Source organism: Pseudomonas sp. MH9.3 (assembly GCF_034354675.1).
Lineage (GTDB): Bacteria > Pseudomonadota > Gammaproteobacteria > Pseudomonadales > Pseudomonadaceae > Aquipseudomonas.
This window is the reverse complement of the sequence record NZ_CP133785.1, coordinates 830,094-845,073: the sequence shown is the minus strand read 5'-3', so window position 1 is coordinate 845,073 and position 14,980 is coordinate 830,094. Positions and strand designations below refer to the sequence as shown.

The 14,980-nt window shown below is 59.5% G+C and carries 11 protein-coding genes; 5 read left to right on the top strand and 6 right to left on the bottom strand.

The annotated features are described in order from the left end of the window. The first annotated feature begins 223 nt into the window (after positions 1 to 223). Complete coding sequence (gene hppD / locus RHM60_RS03235; RefSeq protein ID WP_209982039.1) at positions 224 to 1,300, top strand: 4-hydroxyphenylpyruvate dioxygenase; 1,077 nt, start codon at positions 224 to 226, stop codon at positions 1,298 to 1,300. Between the two features lie 49 nt (positions 1,301 to 1,349). Here the strand turns inward: hppD and rarD are convergent, their stop codons facing one another. Continuing rightward, positions 1,350 to 2,231, bottom strand: coding sequence for an EamA family transporter RarD (gene rarD, locus RHM60_RS03230; protein WP_322213588.1), 882 nt, complete (start codon positions 2,229 to 2,231; stop codon positions 1,350 to 1,352). Between the two features lie 108 nt (positions 2,232 to 2,339). Further along, positions 2,340 to 3,650: an MFS transporter gene (locus tag RHM60_RS03225; RefSeq protein WP_231421297.1), complete on the bottom strand. Its 1,311-nt coding sequence runs from the start codon at positions 3,648 to 3,650 to the stop codon at positions 2,340 to 2,342. Between the two features lie 160 nt (positions 3,651 to 3,810). Here RHM60_RS03225 and RHM60_RS03220 point away from each other — a divergent pair, with 160 nt between their 5' ends. Further along, a complete protein-coding gene (locus RHM60_RS03220) occupies positions 3,811 to 4,917 on the top strand; it encodes a sugar diacid recognition domain-containing protein (protein WP_209982032.1) in 1,107 nt (368 codons plus the stop codon). Positions 4,918 to 5,008: 91 nt separating this feature from the next. After that, positions 5,009 to 6,172: a glycerate kinase gene (locus RHM60_RS03215; RefSeq protein WP_209982030.1), complete on the top strand. Its 1,164-nt coding sequence runs from the start codon at positions 5,009 to 5,011 to the stop codon at positions 6,170 to 6,172. On the opposite strand, the gene RHM60_RS03210 is transcribed toward RHM60_RS03215, so the two are convergent. Then, the gene (locus RHM60_RS03210; RefSeq protein ID WP_322213587.1) at positions 6,145 to 7,734 is read right to left on the bottom strand and encodes an alpha/beta hydrolase; all 1,590 of its coding nucleotides are present in this window, start codon (positions 7,732 to 7,734) and stop codon (positions 6,145 to 6,147) included. The two genes, RHM60_RS03215 and RHM60_RS03210, sit on opposite strands and share 28 nt — an antisense overlap. A gap of 177 nt (positions 7,735 to 7,911) precedes the next feature. Between RHM60_RS03210 and RHM60_RS03205 the strand changes: the two genes are divergently transcribed. Further along, the gene (locus RHM60_RS03205) at positions 7,912 to 8,424 is read left to right on the top strand and encodes a GNAT family N-acetyltransferase (protein WP_209982025.1); all 513 of its coding nucleotides are present in this window, start codon (positions 7,912 to 7,914) and stop codon (positions 8,422 to 8,424) included. A gap of 108 nt (positions 8,425 to 8,532) precedes the next feature. Beyond that, the gene (locus RHM60_RS03200) at positions 8,533 to 9,027 is read left to right on the top strand and encodes a hypothetical protein (RefSeq protein WP_322213585.1); all 495 of its coding nucleotides are present in this window, start codon (positions 8,533 to 8,535) and stop codon (positions 9,025 to 9,027) included. 5 nt (positions 9,028 to 9,032) lie between these two features. On the opposite strand, the gene RHM60_RS03195 is transcribed toward RHM60_RS03200, so the two are convergent. From RHM60_RS03195 to RHM60_RS03185, 3 genes are all read right to left on the bottom strand, one after another. Then, a complete protein-coding gene (locus RHM60_RS03195; RefSeq protein WP_231421294.1) occupies positions 9,033 to 10,433 on the bottom strand; it encodes a DUF1254 domain-containing protein in 1,401 nt (466 codons plus the stop codon). 135 nt (positions 10,434 to 10,568) lie between these two features. After that, positions 10,569 to 10,934: a response regulator gene (locus tag RHM60_RS03190; RefSeq protein ID WP_209982018.1), complete on the bottom strand. Its 366-nt coding sequence runs from the start codon at positions 10,932 to 10,934 to the stop codon at positions 10,569 to 10,571. A gap of 252 nt (positions 10,935 to 11,186) precedes the next feature. Further along, positions 11,187 to 14,759 carry a hypothetical protein gene (locus tag RHM60_RS03185; protein WP_322213583.1) on the bottom strand — a complete coding sequence of 1,191 codons (3,573 nt, stop codon included), beginning with the start codon at positions 14,757 to 14,759 and terminating at the stop codon, positions 11,187 to 11,189. Positions 14,760 to 14,980: the final 221 nt, after the last annotated feature.

Below are 14,980 nucleotides of genomic sequence, written 5' to 3'. Positions count from 1 at the left end.
ACGCTGTGTAGAATCGATTTACGCATACAAGAATATGGACTTGCGCTCACGCAAGCCTCTGCCGTCAGAGACTGATGACACCATGAAGCTACTCGGCTCCCCCCTCATCTTCGGTGACTTCCTCGCCCGCAGCGTGCGAGGCCTCTCCTGCGCGCCGCCCTCAACCCTCATCCCTGCTCGCCACTGAACAATTGCCAACCACCCGCATGATGAGGCGCCGACCATGGCAGACCACTACGAAAACCCGATGGGCCTGATGGGCTTTGAATTTATCGAATTCGCATCACCGACCCCAGGCATCCTGGAGCCGATCTTCGAGATCATGGGCTTCACCCAGGTAGCCACCCACCGCTCCAAGAACGTGCACCTGTTCCGCCAGGGCGAGATCAACCTGATCCTCAACAACGAACCCGACAGCCTGGCCTCGTATTTCGCGGCCGAACACGGTCCGTCGGTGTGCGGCATGGCGTTTCGCGTCAAGGACTCGCAAAAGGCCTACACCCGCGCGCTGGAACTGGGTGCCCAGCCGATTCATATCCAGACCGGTCCGATGGAACTCAACCTGCCGGCCATCAAAGGTATCGGCGGCGCGCCGTTGTACCTGATCGATCGCTTCGGCGAAGGCAGTTCGATCTATGACATCGACTTCGTCTACCTCGACGGCGTGGAGCGCAATCCTGTCGGCGCTGGTCTCAAGGTCATCGACCACCTGACCCACAACGTGTACCGCGGCCGCATGGCCTACTGGGCGAACTTCTACGAGAAGTTGTTCAACTTCCGTGAGGCGCGCTACTTCGATATCAAGGGCGAGTACACCGGCCTGACGTCCAAGGCCATGAGTGCGCCGGACGGCATGATCCGTATCCCGCTCAACGAAGAGTCGTCCAAGGGCGCGGGGCAGATCGAAGAATTCCTGATGCAGTTCAATGGCGAGGGCATCCAGCACGTGGCGTTCCTCACCGACGACCTGATCCAGACCTGGGACGCTTTGAAGCGGATCGGCATGCGCTTCATGACTGCGCCGCCGGACACCTACTATGAAATGCTCGAAGGCCGCCTGCCCAACCACGGCGAGCCGGTCGACCAGTTGCAAGCGCGCGGCATCCTGCTGGACGGTTCGTCGATCGAAGGCGACAAGCGCCTGCTGTTGCAGATTTTCTCGGAAACCCTGATGGGGCCGGTGTTCTTCGAATTCATCCAGCGCAAGGGCGACGATGGGTTTGGCGAGGGCAACTTCAAGGCGCTGTTCGAGTCGATCGAGCGCGACCAGGTGCGTCGCGGTGTGTTGAGCACCGACTGACGCATAAATAAAAAGCCCGGCGTCGGCCGGGCTTTTTATTGCCTGCCATTCACGCCCGACGCTGGCGCACCAGGTGCTTGAAGCCTTCGAACACCAGCACCATCACCGCGATCCAGATCGGAATGTAGGTCAGCCATTCGCCCGGTTTGATGCCCTCGCCGAGCAGCAGTGCCACCACCAGCAACAACACGGGTTCAACGTAACTGAGCAGCCCGAACAGGCTGAACGCCAGCAGTCGACTGGCAATGATATAGCTCACCAGCGCCGAGGCACTGATCAGCCCGAGTATGGGGATCAACGCGTAGAGTTTCGGGTGCGTATTCATCACCGCAAACCCCTGTTCACCGCTCTGCACGAACCACCAGGCGACCGGCAGCATCAGCGCCATGTCCAGCCATAGCCCGCCCAGGTGGTCGGTCTTGAGGTATTTGCGGATGATGAAATACAGCGGGTAGCCGATGATCACCACCAGCGTCGCCCAAGAGAAGCCTCCGGCCTGGAACACCTCGTTGAGCACCCCGAGCCCGGCGAAGAACACCGCAATTTTCTGCAGATAAGACAACTGCTCGCCCCACACCAGGCGCCCGGTGAGCACCATGGTCAGCGGCAGCAGGAAATAGCCCACCGACACGTCCAGGCTGCGTCCGTTGAGCGGCGCCCACATGAACAGCCACAACTGCACACCAAGAAACGTCGAGGACAGCATCGCCCCGACAATCAACTGTGGCTGGGCCGCGATCCTGCGCAACAACGCCCATGCACGCCGCCACTCGCCGGTGACGATCATGAACACGGTCATGCAGGGCATGGTCAGCAGCATGCGCCAGCCAAAAATTTCCAGGCCGCTCAACGGCGTCAGCAACGACGTGAAGTAGTACATGACGGCAAACAACACCGAAGCCGATACGGATAACACAACACCTTTAGACACGCTGCCCTCGCGCAAACCGTTCAATCCAATTTCAAGCGTAGATTATGGTGGTTTTAGCGAAGCAGCGTCGCGCTATTTTGGGGCGTTTTTTGACGGCTCCCGGCCGGCTCAGGCCTTCAGGCTGCGGGTCATGCGCAAAGCCAGCACACTGCCCGCCACAATCACCGCCGCCAGCAGGTACAACGCCATATCCGTGGACCCGGTGGCATCCTTCACAAAGCCGACGATATACGGGCTGAGGAAGCCAGCCATCTGGCCCATGGAGTTGATCAACGCCAGGCCGCCCGCCGCCGCGCCTGCACTGAGCATGGCGGTGGGCACCGGCCAGAACATTGGCAGGCCGGTGAGGGCGCCCATGGTGGCAATGCTCAGGCCGAGGATCGCGATTGCCGGCGTGGTGGCGAAATTCACCGCAATCACCAGGCCGATGGCGCCCATCAGCATCGGCACCACCAGGTGCCAGCGCCGCTCCTTGCGCAAATCGGCGGAACGCCCCACCAATAGCATGAACACCGCCGCCAGCAGATAAGGAATCGCGCTCAGCCAGCCAATCACCAGGTTATCGCTGAATCCCAGGTTCTTGATGATCGACGGCAGCCAGAAGTTGATCGCGTAAACACCGCTCTGGATACAGAAGTAGATCAGGCCGAACGCCCAGATGACCGGGTTCTTGAACACCTCAGCCAGCGAATCGGTGCTGGTTTTCGGCTTGTTCGCCAGGTCTGTGGCCTGGTCGGCTTCCAGCACCGCGCGCTCGTGGGGCGTGAGCCACTTGGCATGGGCAAAGCTGTCGCTGAGCAGGAAGTAGGCGAGGGCGCCGAGTATTACAGTGGGAACGCCCTGCAACAGGAACATCCACTGCCAGCCCGCAAGGCCGCCCTGGCCGGCGGCGAAATGGTTGAGGATCCAGCCGGAAAAGGGGCTGCCAAGCAGGCCGGACACCGGGATTGCCGACATGAACAAGGCCATGATGCGCCCCCGGCGGAAGGTCGGGAACCACTGCGAAAGGTACAGCACCACGCCCGGAAAGAAGCCCGCTTCGGCGGCGCCGGTAAACAGACGCAGGGTGTAGAAATGCGTGGGCGTGGTGACGAACAGCAGGCAGGTCGACAGCGTGCCCCACACGATCATCATCAGTGCGATCCAGCGCCGCGGGCCGAACCGCGTCAGCGCCAGGTTGCTCGGCACCCCGCACAGCACATAGCCGATAAAGAAGATCCCGGCCCCCAGGCCGTACACGGTTTCACTGAACTTCAACGCGTCGAGCATCTGCAGCTTGGCAAAGCCGACGTTGACCCGGTCGAGGTAGTTGAACAGATAGCAGATGAAGATGAAGGGGATCAGGCGCAGGGTGACGCGCTTGTAGATCGCGTTTTTTGCGTCATCGGTGGCCGGTGCTGCAGCGGCGCTCTGGGACATGGCGGTCTCTCTTTATTATGATTTTTTGCGATGCGCAGGTAACGTTGATCGCCCAACGAGTCTCGGCCAACGGGCAGGCTGCTGTCTTTGTGCCCGCGCACAGTCAAGCATGCGATGCGCTGTGCCGATGAACAACCTCGCTTTCAAGGAAAACAGCCCCATGTTCGAGCTTGATCATGACCTGGCACAGGATATCGTCGATCGCACCATGGCGATCCTGCCCTATAACGTCAATGTCATGGACAGCCAGGGCCTGATCCTTGGCAGCGGCGAGCCGGAACGCATCAACACCCGTCACGAAGGCGCGCAGCTGGTGCTGGCCAACGGCCGCGTGGTGGAGATTGACACGCAGACCGCCAAGCACCTCAAGGGCGTGCAACCGGGCATCAACCTGCCGCTGCTGCATGATCAGCGCCTGATCGGCGTGCTCGGCATCACCGGCGAGCCGCAAGGGTTGCGCACCTACGCCGAACTGGTACGCATGACCGCCGAAATGCTGGTGAGCCATCGTCATCAGCAAATCGAACAACAATGGCGACGTCAGCGCTGCGATGACCTGCTGGCGCTGCTGTTGGCCGACAACGGCGACTCGCCGCGCCTGGTGGATGAGGCGCAACGCCTGGGCCTCAAGCCGCAAGCGGCGCGCATGCCGTACCTGTTTGAGCTGGGGGCCGGGCAATCGGCTCAGGACTTGAGTGCCTGGCTGGCCTCACGCTACCCGGACAGCTGGTGCGTGAGTTCGGCGCCATCCTCACTGCTGTGGTGCCGGCCCGCCGCCGTGCCAGTGGATAATCCACGCCTGCTGGAAAAACTCGACGGCCTGGGCTGGAACGTCCTGCGCGTGGCCATTGGCGGGCAGGCCGAGGGGCTGGCCGCATTGCGTCGTTGTTACCGCCGCGTAGGCGATCTGCTCGCCTACGGCCGCGATGTGCTGCCGCAATCGCGCGTTCTTACCCTCAACCGCTACCGCCTGCCGGTGATGCTCTGGCGCCATCGCCACGAAGACGCGCTGGATGAGCTGCTCAACCCGCTGCGCCAGGTGCTGGCCAGGGACAACAACGGCCAACTGCTGGCCACGCTGCGCAGTTGGTGCGAACACGACGGGCAGAGCCAGGCCTGTGCCGACGCCCTGGGCATCCACCGCAACAGCCTGCGCTACCGCATGGAGCGTATCGCCGAACTCAGCGGCGTTGACCCGCTGACCCTGGACGGCATGCTCGCGCTGTATCTGGGCGTGCAACTGTTGCCCCAGCCATTGTCACAATGAACAACAAACCTGCGCCGCACTTGTGCATCGGACAGGCGTCATGACCGGTGGCAACTGGCAGCATGGACGTTATAAAAACCGGAGAACGCCCATGAAAATCATCATCGCCCCTGACTCGTTCAAGGACAGCCTGAGTGCTGCAGGCGTGGCCCAGGCCATTGCCGAAGGGCTGGCCCAGGTCTGGCCGACTGCCGAGCTGGTTCAATGTCCGATGGCGGACGGCGGTGAAGGCACGGTCGATGCCGTGCTGGCTGCGTGCAACGGCGAGTTGCGCAGCCAGACGGTTCGAGGGCCATTGGGCGGCACGGTTGAAGCCCGTTGGGGCTGGCTGGCCGACAGCCACACGGCCATCATCGAAATGGCCGAGGCCAGCGGCCTGCAACTGGTCGCGCCGGGCCAGCGCGACGCCTGCTCCAGCACCACTTACGGCACGGGGGAATTGATCCGCGCCGCACTGGATCTCGGCGCGCGGCGCATCATCCTGGCCATCGGCGGCAGTGCGACCAATGATGGCGGCGCCGGGGCGATGCAAGCCCTTGGTGTGCAACTGTTCGACGCGGCAGGCCAACAGTTGCCCCCCGGCGGCCTGGCATTGGCGCAGTTGGCGCATATCGGCCTGGACAACCTTGACTCGCGCCTGGCACAGGTGCGTTTTGAAATCGCCGCCGACGTGAACAACCCGCTGTGCGGCCCGCACGGCGCTTCGGCGATTTTTGGTCCGCAGAAAGGCGCCAATCCCCGGCAAGTCCAATACCTGGACGCCGCGCTCGGTCATTTCGCCGACCACTGCGCCAGCGTGCTGGCCACCGACGTGCGCGACGAGCCCGGCAGCGGCGCCGCCGGCGGCCTGGGCTTTGCCGCCAAGGCATTCCTGGGGGCGCAGTTTCGGGCGGGAGTGGAGGTAGTCGCCGAACTGGTCGGCCTGGACGCCGCCGTGTGCGGCGCCGACCTGGTCATCACCGGGGAGGGCCGTTTCGACGCGCAGACCCTGCGCGGCAAAACGCCGTTTGGGGTGGCACGCATTGCCCAACAGCACAGCGTGCCGGTGATCGTGATCGCCGGCACCCTGGGTGATGGCTATGCGCAGATGTATGCCCACGGCGTGGACGCAGCCTTTGCCTTGCCGTCAGGACCCATGAGCCTGGAGCAGGCCTGCAGCGAGGCGCCACGCCTGTTGCGCGAGCGCGCATCGGATATCGCACGGGTGTGGCGACTGGCGGCGCCGGTTCAATCTGCACCGAAGCAGATCAGATAACGTTCAGGCTTGCGTCCGTATGCCAGGTAATCACCGACACTCCTATTGACGCAGGCGCTGCTGTCGGAAAAAGACACACCATGCTGATAGCTGCCCTTGAGCAACGTCATGTGGGTGTTGGGCAAGCTTTTGAAGGCTTTCAACGCGCCCGCTGCCGGTGTCTGGTCGTCAAATTCGGCCTGGACCATCAGGATGCTGTGCACGTGCTTCAGGTTTTTCACGGGAACACCGTTCAATGGTTGAACACTCCACCCAGCGCAGTGCGCGGCCTGGAAAAAGCTGCCGCCCACCGGGTACTGGGTGGCGTAGCGGTTGCCCTTGTCGGCCCAGAATGCCTCGCCCGCCGCTGGTGTGTCATTGCATAACACCGTGCTGCGTACAGAGGCCGCCGGCGTGAGCTTCAGCGGACCGGGTGCCAGACCATTCCAGGGTTCAGGGTTGCGGATGAGCGTAAGCAAGTGCATGAACGCACTTTTAGCAGACTGATCCACCTCGGTGTCCGGGCTGAATCGGTGGGTGCGTGCCCTGGACAGAAGGTGGGTGTCATTGGTGTCGGGCGTTTCTCGCAACCATTGACTGAGCAAGCGTGCTGCCATCAGATACTCTGCAGAACTGTAAAGCTCATTGTCCGAACGCAGTGCCGCGCGGACCTCGGGTAACAGTTCGAGGAAAATGTCACGTATGGCCTTGGGATCGTTGCCCATCTGATAGACCTGCGGGCGGCGGGCGGCGGGTTGCGCAACAAAACGTTCGAATATTTTTTCCTTCTCTGGCGCCTGGATTAATGAGGCGTCCTGGAAAGTCGATGTCCAGTCGGTGTTCGAATCGAGCACCATGCGACCAACGTGCTCGGGGAACAGTCCCGCATACCAGGCGCCCAGCCAGGTGCCGTAGGAATTACCCAAATAATTGAGCTTTTTCTCCTTGAGTAAAACGCGCACGAACTCCATGTCACGCGCAGTCTGAGCGGTATTGATATAGGGCGCCAGGCGCTGACTGGCGCAGCCACGGGCCAGTACGGCGGCGTTGTGTTGCAGGGCCATCAGGTTGGCGGGGCTGCGGTCTTCAGTGATGTCGTTGTGCGCGACGATCAGCTCATCGGATTGGCACACCAGCTGCGAATCTTTCGTGCTGCCCATTCCCCGGGGCGTGAGACCGATAACGTCAAAGGTGTCGGTCAGATGCCGATACGCCTCGCCGTCGGGCTTTTCGCCGTAGTTTTTCCAGATTGAAGCCAGCAGCACCGCAAAGCCGTCTGCTTCAGCACCGGGGCCGCCCGGGTTGGTGAATATCGCGCCTTCTCGCTTGCCTGGCTGGCGCGCGGTCACCCGCGTGATATCCAGGTCGAGGGTGCCGAGCGAAGGTTTCAGGTGATTCAACGGCACGCGGACGATGCCGCACTGTGTTCTGGCAACGACTTCCGGGTCCAGGCCGCGGATAGGCCGTGCGTCGCAGTCGGGGAGCCATCGAATATTTTCCGCCTGTTTTCTGGTCGCACAGGCTCCGCTGGTCATTAGCGCAATGATAATAACGCTGCCCAATACTGTTCGTTGCTTGCTCACTGTTTGAAGACCCGGCTGTGGTTGGATGGCCGGGAGTATTACAAGGTCGGTCTGGCCGTGAATGTAGGAAAACACAGCGCTTGTTACCGGCAGGCTCCGGGAACGTACGGCACTTTCCTTTGCGCCGACTTGCGCCCTACACTGGGCGGCCATGTGTCTTTCAAAGGATGAAACACAATGCATGCGCCTGAAACCCCGATCGTGATCCAGCGCTTCACCGAGGCCCATCTGGAAGGCGTCACCGCCCTCTATAACGAGCCGGCGGTGTGCAGGCAGGTGCTGCAGATGCCCTTCCAGTCGGTCGAAGCCTGGCGCAAACGTCTGGTGCTGGATAACGAGCGCCGACTCCAGCTGGTTGCGCTGCATGGCGGCGAGGTGGTTGGCCAACTTGGCCTGGAGCAGTACCTGCGGGTGCGCCAGAGCCACGTCGGTTCGTTCGGCATGGGCGTGGCGACGGCCTGGCAAGGCAAGGGAGTGGGCTCCCGGCTGCTGGCGGCCGCGCTGGACGTGGCCGACAACTGGATGAACCTGCACCGGGTGGAACTGACGGTGTATGCCGACAACGAAGCCGCGCATCACCTGTACCGCAAGTTCGGCTTCGAGGTGGAAGGGCGCCTGCGCGACTACGCCCTGCGTGACGGTGTGTTTGTCGATACATTGAGCATGGCGCGTCTGCGCAGCTCGATCTGATCCGCAAACAGCCGACCAAATGCCCCGAACAGTTTTTAAGCCGTACGCCATGTGGGCGCATCTGCCATGATCGGGCTTCGCAACTTGGTTCACCCAAGGATTTCCGAAATGGACGATGTACACCAATTGGGCGAGATGCTTCGTCACTACGCTGATAGCGAAGCGCATAAAAAACAGCTGTTCGATGTGCAGTCGGCGCGCTGGGCGCACAAACTCGGCGAGCTGTTCCAACTGATTGAACAGTGGCTGGAACCGGTAAAGCGCGCCGGATTGCTGGAGGTGAGCCGTGAAGCCTACGTCGCCAGCGGCCCGAGCGCAGCTGCACAGGCATCGGCCTTCAACACCGAAAAGCTCACTGTGCTAATCACCGGCAAAACCGTAGAGTTCGTGCCGGATGTAATGGGAGCGGGCGGGTTGATCTCCGTGGCGGTGACGGGCCTGACCGCGACGCGCCATGGCAGCATATCGCTGGTGCTGCCGGCGGACAAAAACGATTGGCTATGGAAGAAAACCAATGGCCTGAAAGACCCGGACACCTATGCCTTCGATGCCAACTTTCTGGCATCGCAGCTACAAAGCCTGATTCCCCGCGAACGCGCCTGAAGCGTCTATTTCAACGGCGTCAATGGAGGCAGTTTCCATTGCCCATTACCCACTTCGGGTTTGGGCAGGTACACCCGCAGCACCGCATAGAACGGGCCTGGTGGCGCCGGCAGCCAGTTGCTCTGTTCGGCCTTCGGTGGTTCGTGGTGCTGCAGCGCCAGGGTCAGGCCACCGTCAGCGTCGCGCTTGAGGGCGGGCAGCATGCGCGAATTGATCAGGTAGCGCTTCTTGTGGTTCGGCACCAGCAAGCGGGTTTTGGCGTCGTACATTGTCAGTGACCAGAACGCATCGGCGGGCGGCAACTGGTCTTTGGCAAAATGCACCGTGTAGCTGTGACGTGCACCGTTGGCCGGTTTGCCTTCGCTGTCGACGACGTATTTGAAGTAGGCCGCTTCATCACTCGAGTTGCCGAACAAGCCCGTTTCGGCACCGGCGTAGCGGTACAGGTAATTGTTCTGCAGGTGGTCGCGGCTGCCGTAGAGGTCTGCGCTGGTGACCTGACGGGTCTCGATTTTGTCTTTCTTGAACGCAGCGAACTCGGCCTTGGCGTCGGCGATGCCGTCTTCCAGCGCCTTGCGTTGCTCAGCCGTCAGCTGTTTGACCTTGAACGGCGCGCCGGGGGCGATGCCGATGGTGGCAAAGCGCGCGAGCATCTCCTTTTCACTGTCCTGGGGCGCGGCAAAGGCCAGCATGAAGTTCAGATAGCGAAACAGCTGCGGGCCCTCGGTCATGGTCGCCATCGGCTTGGGCCACTCGACCTTTGCAACCTTGGGCGGCGCGGCCTGTTTCACATAGCTGCTCAGCGCCTGCACCTTGTAGCCTTCCTGGATCTGCCTGACCTTGTTCAGGTCTTTTTCATCGAACAACTGCGTGCGGTAGAGGGCGTAGGCGATATTGCTCTCGCTGTAGAGCACTCGGTCGACGTCCACCGGCTGCTGACCTTTCCAGTCAGGCCCGGCGATCATGTAGTGACCGCCGTTGTTACCCGTGCTGCGGGTGCCCAGGTAGGCGAAGTTCTGCGTATACAGGTCGATCAACTGCACCGAGTAATAGCGGTCGTCTTCGATTTTGGGCAGGGTCAGTACCAGCGGTTCCCTGCGCAGGTCCATCCATACGAAGGAGTAGGGCGTATCTGCGTTCGGGCTGGGGAACGCAGCGTCCCTGGGCGTCACCACCTGCGCGGCATTGCCGATCTGGTTGAACGGTGCCTTGTAGTTGACGCCGCCCTTGTCCACCGCCTGGGTGTAGAGCGTTTTGTACATTTGCACCACCGGGAAGCCATACAGGTAGGCTTCCTTGGCGATCGCCCGCGCTTGCGCCGGCGTCGCCGTGAAGTCGGCCCATGCGCCGGTACTCATGAGGAGGGAGAGGCTCGCCAGCACCAGGCGCGCAGGTTTTCCGATCATGTTGTTGCGTCCTTCCAGAGTTCTTTTGACTGACGGGAGATGAAGGCGACGAGTTTCCCGTTTTATTGGGCAAACGTCACGTAAATCCCTGCACGCACACTGAACTGAGCAAATGGATAAGGCGAGGGGCAGGTATCAGGCTGCGGGGAGCATGGACTTGACCTTGTCGCGCAACTGATCGATCGAGAACGGTTTGCCAATCACCTGCATGCCGGGGGGCACATCGATGTTGTCGGCGTAGCCGCTGGCAAACAGGATCGGCAGTTCGGGGCGCAACTCACGTACTTTGGTTGCCAGTTGCTTGCCGTCCATGTCCGGCAGGCCGACGTCGGTCATCATCAGGCTGATGACCTCATCGCGATTCTGCGCAAATGCCAGTGCCTGTTCGGCGTCAGCAGCCTCCAGCACAGTGAACTCCAACTCTTCGAGTACATCGACGATCAGCATGCGCACGATGTTGTCGTCTTCTACTACAAGGATGGTGGAGGAGGTGGAGGACATAATGAGCATTCCTGAAAAGTGAGGGGCTGAACGTGACGAGGCAGAAGCTAACCCGGTAGTGAGTGATAACAATGCCAGCAAGTTCAAAATGAATGGCTGGCATTGTGACCTTAGGCACGCCGAATGTCCCGTCAGCGTGCTGGTTTACTCATACGTTTGACTGCCGAGGGGTTGCGACCCGCCTTGAAGTCGCTGGAGGCGTACAGAACGCCCGGCGTTGAAACCCTCTTGCACGAATGTGTGAGCCCTGGCTCAAAGAGCCGCGTTGAACAGCGCATACGGGTTGTTATAGGGCACTGTCATTAGAAAGTCAGACTCATTGAAAAGACTGACATTGAATTGCGGCCTGCCGCTGGTAATGGCGACAGGGCTCAGTGTGCCTGCTGTTCTTCCGCTATTCAGGCAGACCTCTATTCCGCGCTGCATTGTGGCTTCGCTGGTGAACGTCGCCAGGCCGAAATTGGGGTCAAAGAAAAACCACTCCTTCTGGCCGTTGCTATTCAACATAGCCCCCGCGAGCAGACCGTGATTTTGCGTAGCGATTCTCATCATGCAGGGCGGGGTTGCTTTGCTCAGGGTAGCGCCGATGTCAATGTGTGACATTTGGGACACGGGTTGAACACCATGAAAATGGTCGCGAACGATCTGATGCATCTCGTTCAGTTGTTTGCGAAACGCGAGGACTTTGGAATCATTGGTCTTAATGCTCGCTTTGAAAAAATTATCGATCAACGTCTGTTGGCGTCCATTCTGAATGGCCATGGCCATGGTATTGACCAAGGCCGCGCATTCGCCGTTTGATGCCAGATCCCCTTGGCTCAGGTAGAAGTTTTGCGGCATCAGCGTGGCTTTGCCACCTGCGGCCGCGATTTGCTCGCTGAAGATTCTCGCGCTTTCAAGACTATTGCGCACCATTCTGGTTTCTATCACTTTGGCCAACGAACCGATCTCTTCGGCCGTGCGCCCCGAACTGACGGTCAACTCCTTGAGATCCGAAACATTCATGGAACTGTAATACCCAGGGATGTTTTCGATGTTGCCAGCATCATGACCTCGGGTGAAGGCGGCAAGGTCATTAGCCTTGGCCTTTGCCAAGGTGTCTCTGAGGACATCAGAAATGTGGGGCGTTCTCGGGGTTGGAGCCACAACAGCGGTCAACCAATTAATCCAGTTGCCGTTTATCTCACCGTTGGCGGCGACCGTTACCGGTTTGAAGTTCGCCAACGCCGTTCCATAAGGACCAATGACCGGGTCCAACGAGTACCATTTACGGTTTTCAAACACTGCACCGCCTTGGACAACCTCGTCTGCCAGCTTGAAGGTGCCGGTTGCAACGATGCGATTATGTTTACTGGCTGCTTTGAGCGCATCGTAACTGCCACTTGCGCCCCTGAGCGCGGTGACCACATCGGCCCCCTTGGCAAGCCCTCTTCCAACCAGCTTGGCTCCTCCCACCAACACGTCGCCCACCCCGCCCACGGGATTAATAAACTCAATAGCAGCCGCGCCAATAAACTTTACCGCTTTGGTTGCCTTGGCAGCGGCGTTCAAACCCGACATGCCCTTGCCAAAGACTTTTACCGCTTGCGCCGCCTTGCCCGCACCCAGCGTGAGCAGTCCGAACGCGTCAATAGCCAGATCACCGACCCCGTCAAGGGTGTTGCCTTGCAGAAAATTATTGATAGCCGATCGAAACGGAATCAGGTTGAGAAAAAACTCATCAATCACGCTACCTAGCGCCCGACCTTTGTCGAAGGACGTAATACCTCTGGCGTGGTTCAACAGCTCCTCGCCATCCAGCGCGAGCGCTTTGACGTACATGTCGGCAATAAAGTCGGTGCGCTTGGAGCGATAGCTGTCGGGCGTTTGAGCGGTAACGGGCTTCTCTGTCGTTTCGCTGTCTCGAGCACCGTTGTAAGGGTTCAGCACGGACATTCGAGTAATGAGATTCGCGGCTCTGGAATCCATCTTCTCAGCGGTATAGGGCTCGCTGAGTCTGCGAATCAGGTGTTCCTTTTTTTCAATGGTCCCTGTGCTGGAGTCGATTTCATACACGTTGACCTCGCCGTTGAGCGTAGTCTTTACATGCATCGTGCGCGCACGATGTACCAGTTCGAGCGGTGAAGTGAAATCGAGTGCAATTTTGTAGTCGCTGGTGTGAAAAAATTTCACGTCGCCCTGTTCAAAATTCCTGCGGTCAGCCAGTGGCAAGTTGGATACCAGCTGCTTGACAAGTTCATGGTGGCCGTCACCCAGCGATTTCATGGCGGCTTCATAATGAGTGTCGAATAACTTTTTGACCTCAGTATGTTTTTTGGTTTTTAAGTAAGTGTTGAACGAGGCGATCGGAATTCGCCTATCCGGCGTGACCCATACGTGATGCTTGTCGAGCGGTTTGCCCTCCATCACGATATCAAGCATCGAGCGTCGCGTAAGAAAAGCGGGGTAAACGCGGAGTGCGTTCTGGTCGCGTATTTGCAAATTCCTGATTTCAAAGACGGAAGGATCCACCTGAGGAAATTCAGCTTTCAGGTATTCCAGCGCGATGTCCTTTCGACTGGGCACGGGCGTCTCCAGTAATGACGAAGACTTCACCAGCGCGCTGAGTTGATCGTTATAGGCGATCCTGGCCTGTTGTATCTCGGCCGCAGAATGTTCGGTTTCGCTGGGTTTCAGCACTCCATTGGCTATGGCCCAATCGATCAGGGCGCCGCGTTGAGCCAATTGACTGGTGTAAGTGTCAGCCGCTATTGACTCAGCTTGAGCGATAACCTCAGCGTAGGTCATGTTCTGCACCCGACCCGGCGTCTGCGCCTCGATCCTGGCTGCGGCAATCGTTAACTGCGCCCACATGGCAGAGCCTACGGTGACGCCGCCTGGAATGTCTTTAACCAGAAATTGCGGTGCACTGGAGGCCAGTAAAAGGTGAGTCGCGAGCGTGGCTGAATACGGTGCAGCCCGTCCATTGTCGACAAGATGACGGCTCAGTTCGCTGACGACGTGCGACGGGGCGAGGCCCCAATGCTCGGGACGTAACAGATCAAAGTGCGCGGTGTGGTTGCGAATCTTTTTTAGAGAAGATTCCGGATCCAGCCGAAGGTGAATCGCCGCCAATATATAGTCGTAAATACTGGTGTCCGACGCCACACCCCCCAGGTGCGCCTGGAGGGCTTGCCCCAGCGCCAGGGCGTTTGGGCTGTCGAGCAATTTCTGCATGGCCATGGTGGCGGGGCCTTTCAAGTCATCGTGTGTCACCGAGCTGCCAATCAATAAATAATCCAGCACCCCCCTATCAGTGGACAACGGTAAACCCGGCAGTCCCGTCTCGCTGGAAAGCAGGAATTGGGCGATGCGGTACTGGTCAGTTTGCGCCATCGGTATCGGCCAGGACAGCGCGCCACCGAAATCCCCCAGGAGGAGCACCGACGCTTTTTTCTCCAATATGTCTGCCAGCGCTTTGGCTTCAACGACGTTCTGCGGCAAATCATAGCCCAGGTCGGTGATGACGGTAGCCAGGGTCGGGGGAGTGGTGCGCGCCAGAGCGTAGGAAGAACCTACATAGGGAAGCACAACATCGCTGTTCAACTGGTAGGAAAACTTGTGATCCACCCAGGTTGTCAGGCCCCTTAGTTTATCGGCCAAACTGAACATATCCTGTTGGTCCGCCAGCAATTGCTGCACGGTTTTGACGGCAGGTGTCGCAACCGAGGACGAACGGTCCCGGGGAGATGGGTTCGCTGTTACCGCACCCGCTTTTTTTGCACCCGGCTCAGGTGCTTCGGTGACAAGGTTCATCGGTCGATGCGCTACGCGGGTGATGCTCATTCGAAATACCCCGGTCTGTCAGAAGGACGCCTTTACGTTGGATCTCCCTGTTCCTGAGGCGCAGCCATGAGTGCCGGATCGATGCACTGACGTTCCAACTTCGCTGCGTCGATCTGTAAAAAAAATTGTAAGTAAGCTGGCGAAACTGGCGGTAAGAGGTGTGGGATTTATGCATCGAGCCCGTACTGTTGCGTCAAATCAGCGCACAAACATAGCCTCGG